We start from the raw sequence: 19,040 nt of genomic DNA, 5'->3' as shown, positions 1-19,040 counted from the left end.
GATTGAAATGCACTGACAATCGCAGCTTACCGAGAGGCATGCGCTCTGCTAAAATGCGCCGCCTTATCCGTCTGTAGGCTGCACTGTGCCATTTACCTGGGTTGACTGGGCGATCGTTGCAATCATCGCCATCTCCGCTTTGATCAGTTTGAGCCGCGGCTTCGTCAAGGAAGCATTATCGCTGGTGACCTGGATCATCGCAGGAGTCGTCGCCTGGATGTTCGGTGGCTCATTGTCCGAGTACCTCGCCGGATACATCGAAACCCCATCGGCTCGCGTGATCGCGGGCTGTGCCATCATGTTTGTCGCCACACTGATCGTGGGCGCAATGATCAATTATCTTATCGGCGAGTTGGTTCGCGTCACCGGGTTGTCCGGGACCGATCGATTCCTCGGCATGGCCTTCGGCGCAGCGCGTGGCGTGTTGCTGGTGGTCGTGGCGGTCGGGCTGTTGAGCCTGGGGCCGGTACAGCAGGACGGGTGGTGGAAAGAATCACAGCTCGTACCAAAATTTCTATTGGTCGCCGATTGGTCCAAAAACCTGATCCTTGGGTGGAGCAGTCAGTGGCTTGCCAGCGGAATCAGCGTACCCGCTGATATTCCGTTCAAGGAGCAGCTCTTGCCGTCGGCGAAAACGCCTCAGTGAGTGTTGTTCAGTTCAGATCCATTAAGTAGGGGTTGCGTCGCATGTGTGGCATCGTCGGTATCGTCGGTAAGTCGAACGTCAATCAGGCGCTGTATGACGCGCTAACCGTGCTCCAGCACCGCGGCCAGGACGCTGCCGGTATCGTGACCAGCCATGATGGCCGGTTGTTCCTGCGCAAGGACAATGGCCTGGTGCGTGACGTGTTTCAACAGCGTCACATGCAGCGTCTGGTCGGCCACATGGGTATCGGCCACGTCCGTTACCCGACTGCGGGCAGCTCGACTTCGGCCGAAGCCCAACCGTTTTACGTCAACTCGCCTTACGGCATCACCCTGGCGCACAACGGTAACCTGACCAACGTCGAACAGTTGGCCAAAGAGATCTACGAATCCGACCTGCGTCACGTCAACACCAGTTCCGACTCGGAAGTGTTGCTCAACGTGTTCGCTCACGAGCTGGCCCAGCGCGGCAAGCTGCAGCCGACCGAAGAAGACGTGTTTGCCGCCGTGACCGACGTGCACAACCGTTGCGTGGGTGGCTACGCGGTTGTGGCGATGGTCACCGGTTACGGCATCGTCGGTTTCCGCGACCCGCACGGCATCCGCCCGATCGTGTTCGGCCAGCGTCACACTGACGAAGGCGTCGAGTACATGATCGCCTCGGAAAGCGTTTCGCTGGACGTGCTCGGTTTCACCCTGATTCGCGACCTGGCGCCGGGCGAAGCGGTCTACATCACTGAAGACGGCAAGCTGCACACCCGTCAGTGCGCGACCAATCCGTCCCTGACCCCGTGCATCTTCGAACACGTCTACCTGGCGCGTCCGGATTCGATCATCGACGGCGTGTCGGTGTACAAGGCGCGTCTGCGCATGGGTGAAAAACTCGCCGAGAAGATCCTGCGCGAGCGTCCAGAGCACGATATCGACGTGGTCATCCCGATTCCGGACACCAGCCGCACCGCCGCGCTGGAGCTGGCGAACCACCTGGGCGTGAAATTCCGCGAAGGCTTCGTCAAGAACCGTTACATCGGCCGGACCTTCATCATGCCGGGCCAGGCGGCTCGCAAGAAGTCGGTTCGCCAGAAGCTCAACGCCATCGAGCTGGAGTTCCGCGGCAAGAACGTGATGCTGGTCGATGACTCGATCGTGCGTGGCACCACGTGCAAGCAGATCATCCAGATGGCTCGTGAAGCCGGCGCGAAAAACGTCTACTTCTGCTCGGCGGCGCCGGCTGTGCGTTTCCCGAACGTCTACGGCATCGACATGCCAAGCGCGCACGAACTGATCGCGCACAACCGTTCGACCCAGGACGTGGCGGATCTGATCGGCGCTGACTGGCTGATCTATCAGGACCTGCCTGACTTGATCGAAGCGGTTGGTGGCGGCAAGATCAAGATCGAGAACTTCGATTGCGCAGTGTTCGACGGCAAGTACGTCACCGGCGACGTCGACGAGGCGTACCTGAACAAGATCGAACAGGCGCGTAACGACTCCTCGAAGATCAAGACTCAAGCGGTCAGTGCGATCATCGATCTGTACAACAACTGAGTTTCTACCGGCCCTGAGGGGCCGGTTTTGTATCTGAATTTCAATTTTTGCGAACAGGGCAAGGAGTGACAGCATGAGTCAGGAATGGGATGCCGGTCGGCTGGACAGCGACCTTGAAGGCGTAGCGTTCGATACCCTGGCCGTACGTGCCGGTCAGCACCGTACGCCGGAAGGTGAACACGGTGATCCGATGTTCTTCACCTCCAGCTACGTGTTCCGCACCGCCGCCGACGCGGCTGCGCGGTTTGCCGGGGAAGTGCCGGGCAACGTTTACTCGCGTTACACCAACCCGACCGTGCGCGCGTTCGAAGAGCGTATTGCTGCGCTGGAAAGCGCCGAGCAGGCCGTTGCGACCGCAACCGGCATGGCCGCGATCATGGCGGTGGTGATGAGTCTGTGCAGTGCCGGCGATCACGTGCTGGTCTCGCGCAGCGTATTCGGCTCGACCATCAGCCTGTTCGAGAAGTACTTCAAGCGTTTCGGCGTGGAAGTCGACTACGTGCCACTGGCCGACCTTTCGGGTTGGGATGCGGCGATCAAGTCGAATACCAAGCTGCTGTTCGTCGAATCGCCATCCAACCCTCTGGCTGAACTGGTCGATATCGCCGCGCTGGCGGAAATCGCTCACGCCAAAGGGGCGATGCTGGTGGTCGACAACTGCTTCTGCACACCAGCGTTGCAGCAGCCGCTGAAAATGGGTGCGGACATCGTCGTGCACTCGGCGACCAAGTTCATCGACGGCCAGGGCCGTTGCATGGGCGGTGTGGTAGCCGGTCGCAGCGAGCAGATGAAAGAAATCGTCGGCTTCCTGCGCACCGCCGGGCCGACCCTGAGCCCGTTCAACGCGTGGATCTTCCTCAAAGGCCTGGAAACCCTAAACCTGCGGATGAAGGCGCACTGCGCAAACGCCCAGCAACTGGCCGAATGGCTGGAGCAGCAGGACGGTATCGAGAAGGTTCATTACGCCGGTCTCAAGAGCCATCCGCAGCACGAGCTGGCCCAGCGTCAGCAGAAGGGTTTCGGTGCGGTCGTAAGCTTTGAGGTCAAGGGCGGCAAAGAGGGCGCCTGGCGCTTTATCGATGCCACTCGCCTGATCTCGATCACCGCTAACCTTGGCGACAGCAAAACCACCATCACCCATCCGAGCACCACCTCCCACGGCCGTCTGGCGCCGCAGGAGCGTGAGGCGGCGGGTATTCGCGATAGCCTGATCCGCATCGCGGTCGGTCTGGAAGACGTTGCTGACCTGCAAGCCGACCTGGCGCGCGGTCTGGCAGCGCTGTGATCGAGTTGTCGACCCCGAAAGCCGGTACCCATGGCCGCGTTGCGCTGGTCACGGGTGCCGCGCGCGGTATCGGTCTGGGGATCGCGGCGTGGTTGATCAGCGAAGGCTGGCAAGTCGTGCTGACCGATCTGGATCGTGCGCGCGGTTCGAAAGTGGCGAAGGTGCTGGGCGAAAACGCCTGGTTCATCGCCATGGACGTTGCCGATGAGGGCCAGGTTGCGTTGGGTGTTGCCGAGGTGTTGGGGCAGTTTGGTCGTCTCGATGCGCTGGTGTGCAACGCAGCGGTGGCTGATCCGCACAACATCACCCTGGAAAGCCTTGATCTGGCTTACTGGAATCGCGTGTTGGCGGTGAATCTCAGTGGGCCGATGTTGCTGGCCAAGCATTGTGCGCCGTATCTGCGCGCGCATAACGGTTCTATCGTCAATCTGGCTTCGACCCGTGCGCGACAGTCGGAGGCCGACTCCGAGGCGTATGCGGCGAGCAAGGGCGGGTTACTGGCGCTGACGCATGCGCTGGCGATCAGCCTGGGGCCGGAGATTCGCGTCAACGCGGTCAGTCCGGGCTGGATCGATGCGCGCGATCCGTCTGCGCGTCGAGCTGAGCCTTTGGCTGAAGCCGATCATGCTCAGCATCCGGCGGGCAGAGTAGGGACGGTCGAAGATGTGGCGGCGATGGTCGCCTGGTTGTTGTCGAGGAATGCCGGGTTTGTCACCGGGCAGGAATTCGTCGTCGATGGCGGCATGACCAAGAAGATGATTTACAGCGAATAGATCGCGTTCTTTCTTCTGAATTTGCGTTGAATGGACTGGCGCCTTCGCGAGCAGGCTCGCTCCCACATTTGGAATGCATTCCCCTGTGGGAGCGGGCTTGCTCGCGAAGGCGCTCTTGCAGGATGGAAACAATTTCGTCTTTTTTAGAAAAACTTCAATCCTGCTATTGACTTAGGTTCGCTACCTGCGTAAATTTCGCGGCCTCGGAGATGCAAACGGGTGATTAGCTCAGCTGGGAGAGCGTCTGCCTTACAAGCAGAATGTCGGCGGTTCGATCCCGTCATCACCCACCACTCCCCGAGAACTTGCTTAAGCAAGAACGTAGGCTGAAAGTGCCTGCACCGACGCGCAGCGGTAGTTCAGTCGGTTAGAATACCGGCCTGTCACGCCGGGGGTCGCGGGTTCGAGTCCCGTCCGCTGCGCCATATTTAACGAATCAGATTTATCTGGTTCGCGATTGCCAAGCACCGAAGCTAGCAGTCAACGAGTTACTTGAGCGCAAGCTCAAAGCGATACGCAGCGGTAGTTCAGTCGGTTAGAATACCGGCCTGTCACGCCGGGGGTCGCGGGTTCGAGTCCCGTCCGCTGCGCCATATCTGCTTCAAGGACCACTGAACGCCTTGAAGCACCGAAAGCAACCTTTGGTTGATTCGGAATCGATAGCAAAGACCCTGGTCGAAAGACCGGGGTTTTTTGTGTCTGAAATTTGACCTCCGCTCCCATCCCGCAACCCGGCTCCTGTAGGAGCTGCGGCACGCTGCGATCTTTTGATCTTGATCGTAAAAAAAGATCAAAAGATCGCAGCCTCGTTTCACTCGACAGCTCCTACAACAGCTCCTACAACAGCTCCTGTTACAGCTCCTGTTACAGCTGTTGCAGGGGGAGTTACGTTTGTATTTTCAGGTGTGTGGTGGGTGTGTCAATTGACCTCATGCGCTACCACGTCGCATTGTCTTTTTTGATTCTTTAGTCAGAAATTTGTATCTGGTTGTTTGCTGCGAGCGCAGAAACCTTTAAAGTTAACCTTTCGGTCAGCTTTGCACTGTCATCACGCCTTTCGTTTAGCCAAGAAGGGCTTCTGCAAGACTCGAGATTCCCCAGTAGATAACCAGAAGGGCGGACGTATAACCGCCCAGAGGATGATCCATGTCCAACCGTGATATATCCCGGCGCTCGTTCCTCCAGGGCGGGCTGGTGGCGGGTGTGAGCGTCACGCTCACGCCGCTCAGCAGTCAGGCGCTGGCTGCCTTGATGGAAAACAGCGTCACCGTGCCGTCCGAGAAATGGCTCGGCAACAACGGCAAGGCGCGTCAGCGTAACGATGCACTGTCCAAGGTCTGCGGCAGCAAGGTCTTTGCCCGCGACATCCGCTCCAAGGACATGCCGGGCTGGCCTGAGCAGCAAGGCCACGCCATGTTGCTGAAAACCATCAAGGCTGACCGCATCTACGACGGCTACGACCTGTCGTGGCTCGGCGCCGACTTGCAGCCTGACCGTATCGTCACCGCCGCTGATCTGGACAAGGACGGCATCGTCTTCCCGGAAGAGCACGCGCCGGATCCGCTGCTGCCGGAAGGCAAAGTGCCGATGTTCATCGGTCATCCGGTGGCGATCCTGATCTGGAACGATTTCGAGCGTTTCCGTCAGGCCAAGAACAAACTCAAATTCAATGACAAGGCGATTCGTTACGGTGCACAAGTGCCGTTCTACGAAGGCGACCCCTATGGCAGTTTCCGCTACGTGCGTGTGGGTGGTGCGACCTCGGCCGACGAAGATGAGTTCGCCAGCCTGAAGGACTCGATCCTCTTTCCGATGCTGAAAAACCGTCGCCCGGTGTGGAATTCCCAGCCCAACCTGCACGGCAACCTGACCGAGCGCGGCCTGTTCTACGCCGACCGCATGAAGAAAGAGATCGATACCCCGCCAGACAACTGGCTGGTGTTCGACGAACGCTACAAAACCCCGTCGATCGAGCCTGCCGCGATGGAGCCGGACAACGGCAACGGCTGGTACGACCCGAAAACCAAGACCCTGCACTTCGTCGTGGCCACCCAGTGCCCATTGGAAGCTGCGACCGAGACCGCGAAAATGATCGCGCCGTCGCGCTTCGGCCTGGACAACCTCAACATGCACCCGGGTTATACCGTGGGCTACGGTTCCAAAGACCACAACATTTTCGTCTACTACGCAGCCCTTGCCGCGCTGTACGGCGCCGGTGTGCCGGTGCGTCTGGCGAACGACCGCTACGAGCAGTTCCAGAGCGGCATCAAGCGTCACCCGTTCGACATCCGCTACCAATTGGCCGTGGACAAGAGCGACTACAGCTTCAAGATTTTCCGCGCGGAAATGAGCGTCGACGGTGGTGGCCGGATCAACTACAGCCCGTCGGTAGCTGCGGTTGGCGCCACTGCTGCGCAGTCGATCTACTACATGCCGCAGAACGATCTGCAAGTTACTGCCTATCACTCGCGTGGCGTTGAAGCCGGTTCGATGCGCGGTTACGGCACTCTGCAAAGCATGGCGTCGACCGAAATGATGGTCGACGAAATTGCTGATCGTCTCGGTGTCGATGCGATCGACCTGCGTCGCAAAAACGCCCTGCGTTCGGGCATGAAAAACACCCAGGGCGCGATCCCGGCCGGTGCCCTGCGCCTGCACGAGATTCTCGACAAAGCCTCGGTGCACGAAGTCTGGAAAAACCGCGACGCGATCAAGAAACAACGCGAAGCCGCCGACCCGGACAACTGGTACGGCGTTGGTTTCGCCATTTGCCAGAAAGACTTCGGTACCGGTTCCGAAGCGCCGATGGCCAGCATCGAATTCACCGCTGACGGGCGCATTACGCTGCGCCACATCGGTATCGAAATCGGCACCGGCATGTCCACCTCGCAAGCCCTGGTCGTCGCTGATTTCCTCGGCAGCCCAGCGCACGAAGTGAAGACTGGCGAAACCGAATGGAAGGAAATGCAGCTGATCACCAGCGGCAACCCTTACATCATGAGCCAGGCCGAACAGGACAACTTCCTGCGCAACCCGCGTTGGGTCGGCAAATTGGCCTCGGCCTCGTCGGCGACCAACTCGGCGTATTACTTCAGCCACGCCACCCGTGAAGCGGCGCGCGTGTTGTTCAACCACGGTTTGTGGCCGGCAGCGCTGGAGATCTGGCGTCAGGGCCCGTTCGGCGGCCAGGCCAACCCTTACGTGGTGCGTCGCGAAGATGCGCATTGGGTCGACGGCAAACTGACTGCCAACGGCATGCAGCCGTTGAGCTTCGAAGAGCTGGCCAAACGCGCTCACGAGCGGGGTCTGGTCACCGCTGCCACCGTCCACGGTTTCAACCGCTGGAGTTGGGCCGAAGCTGAATACAGCATCGACGGCGTGCGCGAGCGTCTGCCGCTCGACGGTCTGGCGGTGAAGTACGGCGATGGTGCCCCGAAAGCCAAGCAAGCGCTGATGAGCACGGCCGGTTTCCACCTGCTCGATCGCCAGAACATCAGCTACCCGGCAACTCAGTTGAACAACGCTGCCGTGACTTACTACAGTCCGGTCGCCACGCTGGTCGAGCTGAAGGTCAACAAGGGTTCTGCCGAAGTCGAAGTGCTCAACCACCATTCGTGGGTGGAGTGCGGTCGTGTGCTGGTCGAAGAGTTGGTCAAGGGCCAGATGGAAGGCGGTATCGCCATGGGCATCGGTCACGCACTGATGGAAGAGATGCCGTTGTACGAAGGCGGGCCGGGGGAGGGTGACTGGAACTTCAACCGTTACCGTCTGCCGATGGCGCGTCACGTTGCCGTGTGGAAACAGACGTCGGAGATTCTCCCGGCGCTTTCGCCAAGCGATCCGTCCAAAGGCATCGCCGAAGTGGTGATGATCCCGATTGTCGGTGCCATCGGTAACGCCGTGGCGCATGCCATCGGTAAACGTGTTCGCGATCTGCCTATCACTCCAGCGCGCATCAAGGAGGCCCTCAATGGCTAACCGTCCGTTTCAACTGACCCTCAATGGTCAATCCGTCGGCCCGGTGGACATCCCTGATGACCTGCCGATGATCGACTACCTGCACGAATACAAAAACCTCACCGGTTCGCGTCTGGGCTGCGGCCAGGGCATCTGCCACGCTTGCGTGGTGATCGTCGACAACCCGGACGGCACCAGCGAGGAAGTACGCACCTGCATCACCGGCGCGCATTACTTCGAAGGCAAGAAAGTCCGCACCATCGAATCCCACGCCAAGCGTGACGAGAGCGGCCAGGTCACCGAGCTGAACCCGATCCAACAGCGCTTCGTCGACGAGTTCGCCTTCCAGTGCAGCTACTGCGCACCCGGTTTCGTCAACGCCGCGACCGTGTTGGTGGAGAAACTGCAGCGCCAGCCGATCGTCAAAAGTCAGTTGGAAAAAGTCATCGAGGACAGCCTCGGTCATCACATCTGCCGTTGCACCGGGTACGTGCGTTATTACAACGCCACCCGCAACGTGCTGACCGATCTCGGCCTGGTCAAGGAGGGTTAAGCATGAAGCTTTTTCTGACCCGCCTGACCCTGGCAGTCGGCCTCGCCGCGCCGGTGTTGTTCGCTCACGCCGATGATCAGGTCAAGCGCGGCGAGTATCTCGCTCGCGCCGCCGATTGCATGGCTTGCCACACCGCTCCGGGTGGCGCGCCGTTTGCGGGCGGCCTGCCGATTGTCTCGCCGTTCGGCACGATCTACGGCACCAACATCACCCCGAGCAAGGAGCATGGCATCGGTTTGTACAACGATGACGAGTTCTTTGCTGCGCTGACCGAAGGCAAGCGTCGTGATGGTGCGAACCTTTATCCGGCGATGCCGTACACCTCGTATCACCTGATGCCGCGTGAAGATTCGGACGCGATCCATGCATACCTGAAAACCGTCGAGCCGATCGAGCGCGCAGCACCGGTCACCAGCCTGAGCTTTCCGTTCAATGTGCGTCCGGGCCTGATCGGCTGGAACATTATGTACGGCAAAGACCTGAAACTGCAGCCGGCCGAAGGCAAAAGTGAAGCGTGGAAGCGCGGCCAGTACATGGTCGAAGTCCTTGGTCACTGCGGCGAATGCCACACGCCACGCGGCCTGCCTGGCGCGATGCAGTTGGACAAACGCCTCACCGGCGGCATTCTCAATGGTTACCTGGCGCCGAGCCTGCTGGCCACCGACCTGGCCGCTCGCGGCTGGAACGAGCAGGATCTGGGCACGTTCCTCAAGCACGGCATGAGCGCGCAAGGGACGATGTTCAACGAGATGTTCCCGGTGTTCCACAACAGCACGCAAGGCCTGAGCGATACCGATCTGGCGGCGATGGCAACGTTCCTGCTCGGCGACAAGCCGCCGGCAGCCAAGGCGTTGGTTGAAGTGCCAGTCGAGAAACTCGGCGCCAGTGCCCAGCGCGGCCAGCAGGCATATCTGAACGTCTGCGCCGGTTGCCATGCGGTCGGTGGCGAAGGCAAACCGCACATCGCGGTGGCCATGCGCGGCAACACCACGTTGCGTCTGGAAGACCCACGCAACCTGTTGCGCGTGATCGAAGATGGTATCGGCGAGCAGAAGTTTTCCGGGTTCGAGCGCATGCAGCCGATGCCGGGTTTCGCCGACAAGCTCAGTCCTGAACAACTGACCGATCTGCTCAACTACCTGCGCCAAGGTTGGGGCGGGCAGTCCGCCGAGCTGGCAGTGAGCGAGGTGCAGAAGCTGCAAGCCGACGCACCGTCCATCGAGCACAAGGCCCACTGACATGCAGCATCTCGATCTACAAGTGGTGCGAAGGGCGCTGGAGTGGTCGGTGGCGGGGCAGCGCATCTGGCTCTGCACCGTGCTGACGACTTACGGCTCGGCACCGCGTGCGCCAGGTTCGCTGCTGGCGGTGAACGATGGCGGACAGTGGATCGGCTCGCTGTCGGGTGGCTGCGTCGAGGAAGATTTTCTCGAGCGCGTCGCCGAGGGGGCGTTTCTCGATGCGGTCAATGTCGTGCGCTACGGCGAGGGTGATGATCCGCGTTCGCGGGTCAGCCTGCCCTGTGGCGGCATTCTCGATGTGCTGGTAGAGAAATTTGACGCCGACTGCGAGGTGCAGGCGCATCTGCGTGAACTGGAATCGGCGCTGCTCGGTCAGCGTCGGCTGATTCGCGAAGTCGATCTGGCCAACGGTGCACGCAGTCTGTTCGCTGATCGCGAGCAGGGTGCGCGGATCGAACGCGAGATTGATCGGGTACGCATCCGCGTTGGCGCGGCGCAGCGTCTGCTGCTCGCCGGGTATTCCAGCGTGGCGCAGGCGTGTGCCGAGTTTGCTGTCGGCCTCGGGTTTGAAGTGATTCTCTGCGATCCGCGTGATGAAGTGCTAGAAGGCGTGGTGCTGGATGGCGTGGAGATTCGTCGGCAATTGCCTTCGGTGTTTATCGCCGATGGCGGCTGCCACCGCGATACCGCCGTTGTCGCGTTGACCCATGATCCACGCATCGATGATCTGGCGATGATGGAAGCGGTGCGCACCGAAGCGTTCTACATTGGCGTGATGGGTTCGCTGCAGACCTCGCAGAAGCGCTTCGAACGCCTGCGGCGGATTGGTGGTCTGGGGGAGGGTGAGCTGGCGCGGATTCATGCGCCAATCGGTCTGAACCTGGGCAGCAAGACGCCGGCGGAGATTGCCTTGGCGGTGCTCGCGGATATTCTGCGGATCCGCAGCGGCATTGCTCGCGATCAGCTCTGATTAAGTGGTAAATGCATTTGTGGCGAGGGGATTTAGCGAAACGTCGCACCGCCCCGTTGGGGTGCGAAGCGCCCCCTCTTGTATAGAAGGGGACTGCTACGCAGTCCAACGGGGATAAATCCCCTCGCCACATTGGTTTCTATAGCTCGAATTTAAAAACCGTACTTGTCCCGCAACCCGTAATACCAGGCCCCCAACGCCGCAAACGGCGTGCGCAACATCTGCCCGCCCGGGAACGGGTAATGCGGCAAATCGGCAAACGCATCAAAACGCTCGGCCTGACCGCGCAACGCCTCCGCCAACACCTTGCCTGCCAGATGCGTGTACGTCACGCCATGGCCGCTGCAGCCCTGCGAGTAATAAATGTTGTCGCCCAAGCGCCCAACCTGCGGCAAGCGCGACAAGGTCAGCAGGAAATTTCCTGTCCAGGCGTAATCAATCTTCACGTCTTTAAGCTGCGGGAACGCCTTGAGCATTTTCGGGCGGATGATCGCCTCGATGTTCGCCGGATCGCGCGCACCGTAGACGACACCGCCGCCGAAGATCAGACGCTTGTCGCCCGTCAGGCGGTAATAGTCGAGCAGGTAGTTGCAGTCTTCGACGCAATAATCCTGCGGCAGCAACGCTTTCGCCAACTCGTCACCCAGCGGCTCGGTAGTGATCACCTGCGTGCCGCACGGCATCGATTTGGCCGCCAGTTCCGGCACCAGATTACCGAGGTAAGCGTTGCCGGCGACAATGATGAACTTGGCCCTGACCTTGCCTTGCGGCGTATGCACGACCGGGTTGGCGCCGCGCTCGATGCGCACGGCAGGCGATTGCTCATAGATAGTGCCGCCGAGGGACTCAACCGCAGCCGCTTCACCCAGCGCCAGGTTCAGCGGATGTATATGGCCGCCGCTCATATCGAGCATGCCGCCGACATACTGATCGCACCCGACCACTTCGCGAATGCGGCGCTGATCGAGCAGTTCCAGTTGCGTATGACCAAAGCGCTCCCAGAGACTCTTCTGCGATTCCAGGTGCCCCATTTGCTTGGCAGTCAGGGCAGCAAACACGCCACCATCTTTCAGATCGCACTGGATATTGTATTTGGCCACCCGCTCGCGAATGATCCGACCGCCCTCGAAAGCCATCTGCCCGAGCAACTGCGCCTGCTTCGGCCCAACGGAACGTTCGATCACGTCGATGTCACGGCTATAACTGTTAACGATCTGCCCGCCATTACGCCCGGAAGCGCCGAAACCGACCTTGGCCGCTTCCAGTACCGTCACCCGAAAACCGTTCTCCAGCAGAAACAGGGCAGACGACAAACCGGTATACCCGGCGCCGATCACACAGACGTCCGTCTCCACATCATCCTGCAAGGCAGGGCGGGGCGGTACGGCGTTGGCCGACGCAGCGTAATAAGACTCTGGGTAAGGGGTGTTCGCCATCCTGCAGCCTCTGTTTAATATATTTTACGAGTGCGCCGATCCTACCCGAGTTGAAAAACCTCCGCCAGCCACCGGAAAATCTTCCTCAGCGACCCGAAATTAAATATTTTGCATATTCATAGGGTTAGGTGAAAAAAAGGTGTTGACACCCCTCCGGAATTCCGTAGAATGCCGCCTCACAGCAGGCACGTAGCTCAGTTGGTTAGAGCACCACCTTGACATGGTGGGGGTCGTTGGTTCGAGTCCAATCGCGCCTACCAAACAAAATCCGCTCTGCTGGGCGGTCTAGAAGGGCTCACCGAAAGGTGGGCCCTTTTTTGTTGTCTGCGATTTGTGCGGAGCGCTCAAAAGGTCTCGGGTGTGTTCACTTGGACGGTGTGGGCGATTGTGTCTGGAAGGATTATTGGCATTCAAAATCCCAGGCATCAATGATCAGGTCTTCTACCTCTTCTCCTGTCGTCGTGATGCCCAGGCATTCGTTGTCTTTTTTGTAATGGAATTCGCAGTACTGCACTCCTTGGGTGCACCGCTCGATTTCTACAATTCCAATGTTTTCAAGTTCCAGTGCCGTGCCGACCGGCTGCATCTCTTTCGCCGCACTTGGCTTCCAGTCGTGCTGGAGCAATACGCTCCGTGCCGCTAAGAAAGGCATGCCTTGCTTGATTGGAAGATCTGATGCGCAGGCAATGGCGCTGGAAAAATAAAACAACATGCAAGCACAAGGGGCGAATCTCACTGTGAGTCGCCCTTAATCGGTGTCACGGCATTTGAAGCCCCAATTGTTGATTCTCATGTCTTTGACCTTTTCGCCTGTTGTGCTGACGACCAGGCATTCGTTGTTTCTTTTATAGTTTAACTCGCAGTATTGAACGCCTTCCGTGCATCGCTGCACTTCGCTGACCCCCATATTTCTAAGTGTTTTCATTAAGCCGTAGGGGTCCATTTCATCCGTCAAGTTTGGTTCCCAGCCCTGCTTGAGCAGCGCTTTTCGTGCGCTCAGAAATGGCATTCCCTGTGTAATAGGTAACTCGGCTGCACAGGCAAAAAAACTGAAGCAGCCAAAGATGCTCAAGACGTTGGCAAAATGAATCATGGCAACGCGCGGCTTACGGAAAAGGCTCAATCCGGTTCGGTTTGATTTTTTGGCGCCACTGAAGCTTCTGCAGATGGCTAACCCTTCCTCCGCAATCAAGTCTTCTGTTCCGGGGGAGAAGTCGGGCTGAGGGCGCGTGGCGCATGGAATGCGCAGGCATTCACGACGAATAGGGGGAGAGAGTTGCCTGTCCATGGGCGAGAATTTTCCAATTGTTACTGTCCGTGTAAATTTGCGCTCGAATAATCCTCCGGAGCAGAAGTATTGGTCAACAATTCCTGGAATGTCTGGAGGGTTGATTTTTGACCGTCTGTCGCCAGCATCCTTTAAAATAGTGCGGATATTTAACGACTTACGATTATTTTTAACCGACCGGTTATCAAAAATAAGTTGTTACGTGCAGGATGATTCAGTAAGATCCGCCCCGCGTTCACCACCACGGTTTATGCATTTTTAAATCCCAAGCTTCCATCAGCTGCTTGGGATTTTTTTTGCCTGCGATTTGCCTCAATCGGCCGAATTTCTCGTTTCGATCTCTCCTGAATGCCTGGCGACACCCCCGCAGGCAAATCCTTGTTTTTTCAACTACTACTGACTGGCCGATTTTCAACTCTTTGCGATGAGGGTTTATCGATGCTGGTTCATTGGTTTCTTGCAGCTGTTCATCTGCTGGCATTTGCCTTGGGTTTTTGGGCGGTACTGACGCGTGGGACAGCGTTCAGTCGCCTGGCAGCCGGGACCGGGGAGGCCGGGCGGGTTCTGCTGGCTGATAATGTCTGGGGGATTTGCGCGCTGATCTTGTTGATCACAGGTGGGATGCGTGCCTTTGGCGGTTACGAAAAAGGCACTGACTATTATCTTCATCAGCCGCTGTTTCATCTGAAGATGACGCTGTTCGTGCTGATTCTGCTGATAGAGCTTGCGCCGATGGTCGCGCTGATCAAATGGCGAATCGCCAAGGCGCGGGGGGCGGTACTCGATACCGGGCGAGCAAAGCTGTTCGCACGCATCAGTCACGTCGAGGCGTTGCTGCTGGTGCTGATGATGGTTGCTGCCACTGGCATGGCGCGTGGTGTGACGTTCGGATAGGAAGGCGAATTCCCTGTGCTCTATCGGAAATGTCCGACAGCCAGCCTTGAGAATGCTCGGTAGTATCGATCAGCAGAAAGGGCGGGAGGGTAACGCGGCGGGGGCATGTGTCAGGCGCCGTACCCAAGGAGCTTGGGAAGCGGATGGCAAAACGGCGCGTGAATCTTTAGCCAGTCATTGCGTGCAGGCAAACGAACTGGCTACTGACTGCGATGCGTCTCAGGGAGTTTGTGGCTTGTCCGGGGCGGTCAGGCCTGCCTGAATGCGCTGGTAAATCTCCTCGCGGTGCACGGCAACGTTTTTCGGAGCGTTGATACCGATGCGAACCTGTTGGCCGCTTACGCCCAGAATGGTGATAGTGATGTCATCACCAATGTTTATGCTTTCACCGACTTTGCGGGTGAGTATCAGCATGGTCTTCTCCTTGATTGCTTTGTAGGGCACCTGATTCAGACAGTGCAGAGGTCGGTGGTACGTATAGATTAGTGCGAAGTCTCACGGTTTGGGTGCCTCTTTCTGACGCGCAGATGCGGCATTAATTCCCAGGGCGTAACTATACAGAGGCTGCAATCATCAATCTCGTTGTTTTGTGCCCATTTTGCGGGGCTCGCGAAGTATTTATGAATGTTAAGATCGCCGCTTTGAGAATTCCGAGGGAAACGTTGTGCGCAAATTGGTCTGGTTGGTCGCGGCACTGGCACTGGCAGGGTGTGGTGAAGGCAAGAGTTTAGACGAGCAAAAGCCGAAAACGGTGGTCGCGACAGCTCCTGCCGCGGCATCTGCTCCGCAGTGGGATCTCGAAGTTCGTGGCGAAACGCCTCAGGCCGTCAGCGATCTGAGCGGCTGGTTGATCGAACACGCTTTTGTTCCAACAGTTGTCAGGGACAGCAGCGGCAAAACGCGCATTCTGATTGGCCCGTTCAATTCCCAGGCCGAAGCTGAAGCCCGTAAGGTGCAGGTAGATGCGGCGTTGGTGAAAGCCAAAAAACAGAACGTAGAATCGGTCATCATCGAGCATCCAATCACCCCGTAACACGCTCCATTCGGCGGAGCTGCCTAAAGGTCATCAAGCGCGATTCGTTCCTTTGTAATCGCCGAAGATTTCCAGAAGGAGCTCCCCATGGCCTCCGCCAATCCTTACAAATTGTTCGATGTCACCTTGCAGCGCAAAACCCGATTGAGTCCGCACATGATGCGCCTCACTCTGGCGGGCCCGCCCGTTACCGAAATGGCCACGTGGGCGCCGGATCAACGGGTAAAGCTGTTTTTCCCTGCTGCTGACGGTTCGCACTCAAAGCTTGCCCAGGACGAAGGTTGGTACGCGCGCTTCAAGTCGATGCTGGTCGATCGACGCCCCGCGATGCGCACCTACACCATTCGCCACCTGCGCGCCGAACAGGGCGAAGTGGATATCGATTTCGTTCTGCACGGTGAAACCGGTCCGGCATCGCGTTGGGCCCTGCGCGCGCAACCAGGCGATTCGATGCAGATTCTTGCCCCTGACATGCGTTTTTCAGCGCAGGAAACCGGCGGGTTCGAGTGGAAACCTCCGCAAGCGCTAAAGCAATTGCTACTCGTCGCCGATTCCACGGCGTTGCCGGCGGCGATGGGCATTCTCGACGAACTGGCGGTCCTCGCCGAGCCACCACAAACCCAGGCTTTCTTCGAAGTCGACAGTGCGCAAGACATGCTCGCCGTGCCTGACTGGCCTGGGTTGTCGGTGCAATGGTTGATCCGTGATGAGGCCAATGCTGAGGTCGCCGGTGCACTGATGGTCGATGCCGTGCGGCAAGCGATCTTGCCCGTGCATAAATCTTCAGAGGGGCAGGCCGTGGAGCTGGCGGACGTCGATATCGATAAAGACATTCTCTGGGAAGTCGCCGACACCGCACCAGCTGGTTTCTATGGCTGGATTGCAGGAGAGAGTGCGGCGGTCATGAGTTTGCGCAAATACCTGATCAAGGAGTGCGACATCCCACGCGAAGCGCTCAACCTGATGGGTTACTGGCGCTACAACAAGTCTGGCAGCTAGGCATGAAAAAGGGCCTCGAACATAACGTTCGAGGCCCTTTTTGTATTGTGTGGCCGATTAACCGCAGGCTTTCAGATTGACTGGCCCGACAAACTCATTGCCGCGTCCCATCACACACGCCACGCTCTGATTGCGCTGGCGTTCCCAGTCTTGCACGGGGTAGGTCTTGTCCCACGCCTCGTACAATTGCCGATCCTGTTTCGACAGGCGCAAGCCATATTGCTTGCTCATGTAGAAGTAAGTACGGGCGATCATGCCGCGAATCGACGGGCGGGGCATGACCTTCTTCGCCTTGAAGTCGACCTGGGTCAGGCACGAACCGTACTGGCCGGATTGCACCGGTAGCCAGCCGTAACTGAAGTTGCTGCGGTCACCATTGACCTCGCCGATGCTTGGCACCAGGTTGTGCAGGTCGGCCTCGGCTTTCTGGTAGGACGGGTCATAGCGTGTGCAGTTCTTGCGTCCGCCGTCCTGCCAGCATTGGCGCTGATGGCCAAACTGCCAGGCCGGCACGATGTGCTCCCACTCGATGCGCGAAGCGCGTTTGGCGTTTTTGCGCGGTACGTAACCGCAAGCTTTCAAATCGACCTTGTTGCCGGTGTATTTGCATCCGCAGTAGAACTCGGTGGACTGCGGCGCATACAGCTTCCAGGCGACCTTTTTGGCTTCGGTGAATGTGCGGGGTGCGCCGGCCTGGGCCCCCATGGCGACGAACAACAACAGCAAAGCGAAACAGCGGACACTCATTGAATCAATCTTCCTTCGGCACAACCCAAAAAATCTGCACGCCGCCATCGTCTCGGTAGGCGAGGGTGACGTTGTCGTTCTCGTCGATTTCCTCGAGCAGGCGCTCCCACTCATCCATCGGCTCATCCGGCAAACGGAAGATCAGCGCGGCTTTGGCTTTTTGTGCGGTGGGGGAGTTGATGATTTTCTGAACGCGCATACCCATGCGTTCGTAAGCGTCAGGAGCATCAGGAGAGGTGGCCACGAGGTTATCCTTATTAAGCTGTACGTGCATACAGTATTTAACTGTAAGCATTTTCGCAACTGCTTAAAATTCAAGAAAATCCTCTGACAGCGGTTTTCTTAATTTGGTGTAGGTCGTGTCGAATTTTTTGTAGGAAAAATGCAGAAGGGTTGTAAGCAACGCACCACCCGCCAGGCAGGCGAGTGGTGAACCGAGTGCCCGATCGAGAATCGACCGGGCGAAGGTCAATCAGTATTCCCAGAACATCCGTTGCAGCTCTTTGCTGTCGTTGGTTTTGGTCAGCGCGACCATCGCCAGGATGCGCGCTTTTTGCGGGTTCAGGTCGTGCGCGACGACCCAGTCGTACTTGTCATCAGGCTGTTCGGCGTTACGCAGGACAAAACCGCCAGCGTTGACGTGGGACGAACGAATGATCTGTACGCCATCCTTGCGCAGGGCTTGCAGGGTTGGCACCACGCGGGAGGACACCGAACCGTTGCCAGTACCGGCGTGGATAATCGCTTTGGCGCCGGATTGGGCCAGTGCTTTGTAGGCGGTATCGCTTACGTTGCCGTAGGAATAGGCGATTTCTACGTCAGGCAGGCTCTTGATGTTCTTGATGTCGAATTCGGAATCCATGGTGTGGCGCTTGGCTGGCAAGCGGAACCAGTAGGATTTGCCTTCGACCACCATACCCAATGGACCCCAGGCGCTTTTGAATGCCTCGGTCTTGATGTTGATCATTTTGCTGACGTCGCGACCAGACTGGATTTCATCGTTCATGGTCACCAGTACGCCTTTGCCGCGAGCGTCTTTGCTGCTGGCGACAGCGACGGCGTTGTACAGGTTGAGCATGCCATCTGCCGACATGGCAGTGCCCGGACGCATCGAGCCAACGACGATGATCGGCTTGTCGGTCTTCTCGACCAGATTGAGGAAGTAGGCGGTCTCTTCCAGAGTGTCGGTGCCGTGGGTGATCACGATGCCGTCGACGTCTTTGCTGTCAGCCAGTTCGGCGACACGGCGACCCAGTTGCAGCAGGTTGTCATTGGTGATGCTTTCCGAAGCAATCTGCATGACCTGTTCGCCGCGCACATTGGCCAGTTTGTTCAGCTCGGGAATACCGGCAATCAATTGCTCGATGCCAACTTTGGCAGCCTGGTAGGTGGCGCTGTTGGCAGCGCTCGCGCCGGCACCGGCAATGGTGCCGCCAGTGGCAAGGACCACGACGTTGGCGAGTTTGGCCTGGGTTTCGACTTCTTTTGCCTGAAGGGCGGTGGGCAGGAGCAGGAGAAGGGCCAAAGCGCCCGGAACCAAAGTGTTAAAAGCAGATTTCATTATTTTTCTCTCTAGTAGTGAGACGGTGCTGGTGCAGGTTCATCTAGATGCGCTCCGGGCTGATCTGAATGCCTGGAGTGCTATGGGAAGAGCAGGATCTGTACCAGCCG

The 19,040-nt window shown here is 58.3% G+C and carries 18 protein-coding genes and 4 tRNA genes; 15 read left to right on the top strand and 7 right to left on the bottom strand.

The features are described 5' to 3' along the window. The first annotated feature begins 85 nt into the window (after positions 1 to 85). From C2E19_RS19710 to C2E19_RS19660, 11 genes are all read left to right on the top strand, one after another. Positions 86 to 646: a CvpA family protein gene (locus C2E19_RS19710; protein ID WP_007913461.1), complete on the top strand. Its 561-nt coding sequence runs from the start codon at positions 86 to 88 to the stop codon at positions 644 to 646. 41 nt (positions 647 to 687) lie between these two features. Continuing rightward, a complete protein-coding gene (purF, locus tag C2E19_RS19705) occupies positions 688 to 2,193 on the top strand; it encodes an amidophosphoribosyltransferase (RefSeq protein ID WP_007913462.1) in 1,506 nt (501 codons plus the stop codon). A gap of 73 nt (positions 2,194 to 2,266) precedes the next feature. Next, the gene (locus C2E19_RS19700) at positions 2,267 to 3,478 is read left to right on the top strand and encodes an O-succinylhomoserine sulfhydrylase (protein ID WP_129394706.1); all 1,212 of its coding nucleotides are present in this window, start codon (positions 2,267 to 2,269) and stop codon (positions 3,476 to 3,478) included. Then, positions 3,475 to 4,251, top strand: a complete 777-nt coding sequence (locus C2E19_RS19695) for an SDR family oxidoreductase (protein ID WP_129394705.1) — start codon at positions 3,475 to 3,477, stop codon at positions 4,249 to 4,251. The genes C2E19_RS19700 and C2E19_RS19695 overlap by 4 nt, the downstream gene beginning before the upstream one ends. 217 nt (positions 4,252 to 4,468) lie before the next feature. After that, a tRNA-Val gene (locus tag C2E19_RS19690) sits at positions 4,469 to 4,544 on the top strand. A gap of 55 nt (positions 4,545 to 4,599) precedes the next feature. Continuing rightward, positions 4,600 to 4,676 (top strand) — tRNA-Asp (locus tag C2E19_RS19685). A 91-nt stretch (positions 4,677 to 4,767) separates the two neighbouring features. Beyond that, positions 4,768 to 4,844, top strand: a tRNA-Asp gene (locus tag C2E19_RS19680). Positions 4,845 to 5,397: 553 nt separating this feature from the next. Continuing rightward, a complete protein-coding gene (locus C2E19_RS19675) occupies positions 5,398 to 8,229 on the top strand; it encodes a xanthine dehydrogenase family protein molybdopterin-binding subunit (protein WP_129394704.1) in 2,832 nt (943 codons plus the stop codon). Beyond that, positions 8,222 to 8,761 carry a (2Fe-2S)-binding protein gene (locus tag C2E19_RS19670; RefSeq protein ID WP_129394703.1) on the top strand — a complete coding sequence of 180 codons (540 nt, stop codon included), beginning with the start codon at positions 8,222 to 8,224 and terminating at the stop codon, positions 8,759 to 8,761. The genes C2E19_RS19675 and C2E19_RS19670 overlap by 8 nt, the downstream gene beginning before the upstream one ends. A gap of 2 nt (positions 8,762 to 8,763) precedes the next feature. Further along, positions 8,764 to 9,999 (top strand): cytochrome c, encoded by a 1,236-nt coding sequence (locus C2E19_RS19665; protein WP_129394702.1) that lies wholly within the window; start codon positions 8,764 to 8,766, stop codon positions 9,997 to 9,999. 1 nt (position 10,000) lies between these two features. Next, the gene (locus tag C2E19_RS19660) at positions 10,001 to 10,972 is read left to right on the top strand and encodes an XdhC family protein (protein ID WP_129394701.1); all 972 of its coding nucleotides are present in this window, start codon (positions 10,001 to 10,003) and stop codon (positions 10,970 to 10,972) included. 152 nt (positions 10,973 to 11,124) lie between these two features. Here C2E19_RS19660 and C2E19_RS19655 read toward each other — a convergent pair whose 3' ends face one another. Then, positions 11,125 to 12,408, bottom strand: coding sequence for an FAD-binding oxidoreductase (locus C2E19_RS19655; protein WP_129394700.1), 1,284 nt, complete (start codon positions 12,406 to 12,408; stop codon positions 11,125 to 11,127). A 183-nt stretch (positions 12,409 to 12,591) separates the two neighbouring features. On the opposite strand from C2E19_RS19655, the gene C2E19_RS19650 reads away from it, so the two are divergent. Continuing rightward, positions 12,592 to 12,668, top strand: a tRNA-Val gene (locus tag C2E19_RS19650). A 140-nt stretch (positions 12,669 to 12,808) separates the two neighbouring features. Here C2E19_RS19650 and C2E19_RS19645 read toward each other — a convergent pair. Then, a complete protein-coding gene (locus C2E19_RS19645; RefSeq protein ID WP_256661225.1) occupies positions 12,809 to 13,120 on the bottom strand; it encodes a hypothetical protein in 312 nt (103 codons plus the stop codon). 36 nt (positions 13,121 to 13,156) lie between these two features. Then, positions 13,157 to 13,696: a hypothetical protein gene (locus C2E19_RS29240; protein ID WP_256661224.1), complete on the bottom strand. Its 540-nt coding sequence runs from the start codon at positions 13,694 to 13,696 to the stop codon at positions 13,157 to 13,159. A 438-nt stretch (positions 13,697 to 14,134) separates the two neighbouring features. On the opposite strand from C2E19_RS29240, the gene C2E19_RS19635 reads away from it, so the two are divergent. Continuing rightward, on the top strand, positions 14,135 to 14,590 hold the full coding sequence (locus C2E19_RS19635) for a DUF2214 family protein (RefSeq protein WP_129396153.1): 456 nt from the start codon (positions 14,135 to 14,137) through the stop codon (positions 14,588 to 14,590). A 219-nt stretch (positions 14,591 to 14,809) separates the two neighbouring features. On the opposite strand, the gene csrA is transcribed toward C2E19_RS19635, so the two are convergent. Beyond that, positions 14,810 to 15,004, bottom strand: coding sequence for a carbon storage regulator CsrA (gene csrA / locus C2E19_RS19630; RefSeq protein WP_003179932.1), 195 nt, complete (start codon positions 15,002 to 15,004; stop codon positions 14,810 to 14,812). Between the two features lie 250 nt (positions 15,005 to 15,254). On the opposite strand from csrA, the gene C2E19_RS19625 reads away from it, so the two are divergent. Together C2E19_RS19625 and C2E19_RS19620 are read left to right on the top strand one after the other, a co-directional pair. Continuing rightward, positions 15,255 to 15,623 carry an SPOR domain-containing protein gene (locus C2E19_RS19625; RefSeq protein ID WP_129394699.1) on the top strand — a complete coding sequence of 123 codons (369 nt, stop codon included), beginning with the start codon at positions 15,255 to 15,257 and terminating at the stop codon, positions 15,621 to 15,623. Between the two features lie 87 nt (positions 15,624 to 15,710). After that, positions 15,711 to 16,622, top strand: a complete 912-nt coding sequence (locus C2E19_RS19620; RefSeq protein ID WP_129394698.1) for a siderophore-interacting protein — start codon at positions 15,711 to 15,713, stop codon at positions 16,620 to 16,622. 57 nt (positions 16,623 to 16,679) lie between these two features. On the opposite strand, the gene C2E19_RS19615 is transcribed toward C2E19_RS19620, so the two are convergent. The 3 genes from C2E19_RS19615 to C2E19_RS19605 all read right to left on the bottom strand — a co-directional run bounded on the left by C2E19_RS19615 (position 16,680) and on the right by C2E19_RS19605 (position 18,930). Next, on the bottom strand, positions 16,680 to 17,369 hold the full coding sequence (locus C2E19_RS19615) for an endonuclease (protein WP_129394697.1): 690 nt from the start codon (positions 17,367 to 17,369) through the stop codon (positions 16,680 to 16,682). 4 nt (positions 17,370 to 17,373) lie between these two features. Continuing rightward, complete coding sequence (locus C2E19_RS19610) at positions 17,374 to 17,643, bottom strand: DUF1654 domain-containing protein (RefSeq protein ID WP_166219800.1); 270 nt, start codon at positions 17,641 to 17,643, stop codon at positions 17,374 to 17,376. 198 nt (positions 17,644 to 17,841) lie between these two features. After that, a complete protein-coding gene (locus C2E19_RS19605) occupies positions 17,842 to 18,930 on the bottom strand; it encodes an asparaginase (protein WP_129394696.1) in 1,089 nt (362 codons plus the stop codon). Between the last annotated feature and the right edge of the window lie 110 nt (positions 18,931 to 19,040).

Origin of the sequence: Pseudomonas sp. DTU12.3 (genome assembly GCF_004124275.1) — a bacterium.
Classification (GTDB): Bacteria; Pseudomonadota; Gammaproteobacteria; order Pseudomonadales; family Pseudomonadaceae; genus Aquipseudomonas; species Aquipseudomonas helmanticensis.
The sequence above is the reverse complement of the archived record's forward strand: the minus strand, read 5'-3'. Positions and strand labels throughout refer to the sequence as shown.

Bases quoted from the DNA above. Each gene is read 5' to 3' on its own strand.
- C2E19_RS19620 (WP_129394698.1), top strand. From the start codon at position 15,711: ATGGCCTCCGCCAATCCTTACAAATTGTTCGATGTCACCTTGCAGCGC.
- C2E19_RS19645 (WP_256661225.1), bottom strand. From the start codon at position 13,120: ATGTTGTTTTATTTTTCCAGCGCCATTGCCTGCGCATCAGATCTTCCA.
- C2E19_RS19660 (WP_129394701.1), top strand. From the start codon at position 10,001: ATGCAGCATCTCGATCTACAAGTGGTGCGAAGGGCGCTGGAGTGGTCG.
- C2E19_RS19670 (WP_129394703.1), top strand. From the start codon at position 8,222: ATGGCTAACCGTCCGTTTCAACTGACCCTCAATGGTCAATCCGTCGGC.
- purF (WP_007913462.1), top strand. From the start codon at position 688: ATGTGTGGCATCGTCGGTATCGTCGGTAAGTCGAACGTCAATCAGGCG.
- C2E19_RS19655 (WP_129394700.1), bottom strand. From the start codon at position 12,408: ATGGCGAACACCCCTTACCCAGAGTCTTATTACGCTGCGTCGGCCAAC.
- C2E19_RS19635 (WP_129396153.1), top strand. From the start codon at position 14,135: ATGCTGGTTCATTGGTTTCTTGCAGCTGTTCATCTGCTGGCATTTGCC.
- C2E19_RS19615 (WP_129394697.1), bottom strand. From the start codon at position 17,369: ATGAGTGTCCGCTGTTTCGCTTTGCTGTTGTTGTTCGTCGCCATGGGG.
- C2E19_RS19610 (WP_166219800.1), bottom strand. From the start codon at position 17,643: ATGCACGTACAGCTTAATAAGGATAACCTCGTGGCCACCTCTCCTGAT.
- C2E19_RS19700 (WP_129394706.1), top strand. From the start codon at position 2,267: ATGAGTCAGGAATGGGATGCCGGTCGGCTGGACAGCGACCTTGAAGGC.
- csrA (WP_003179932.1), bottom strand. From the start codon at position 15,004: ATGCTGATACTCACCCGCAAAGTCGGTGAAAGCATAAACATTGGTGAT.
- C2E19_RS29240 (WP_256661224.1), bottom strand. From the start codon at position 13,696: ATGGACAGGCAACTCTCTCCCCCTATTCGTCGTGAATGCCTGCGCATT.
- C2E19_RS19675 (WP_129394704.1), top strand. From the start codon at position 5,398: ATGTCCAACCGTGATATATCCCGGCGCTCGTTCCTCCAGGGCGGGCTG.
- C2E19_RS19605 (WP_129394696.1), bottom strand. From the start codon at position 18,930: ATGAAATCTGCTTTTAACACTTTGGTTCCGGGCGCTTTGGCCCTTCTC.
- C2E19_RS19665 (WP_129394702.1), top strand. From the start codon at position 8,764: ATGAAGCTTTTTCTGACCCGCCTGACCCTGGCAGTCGGCCTCGCCGCG.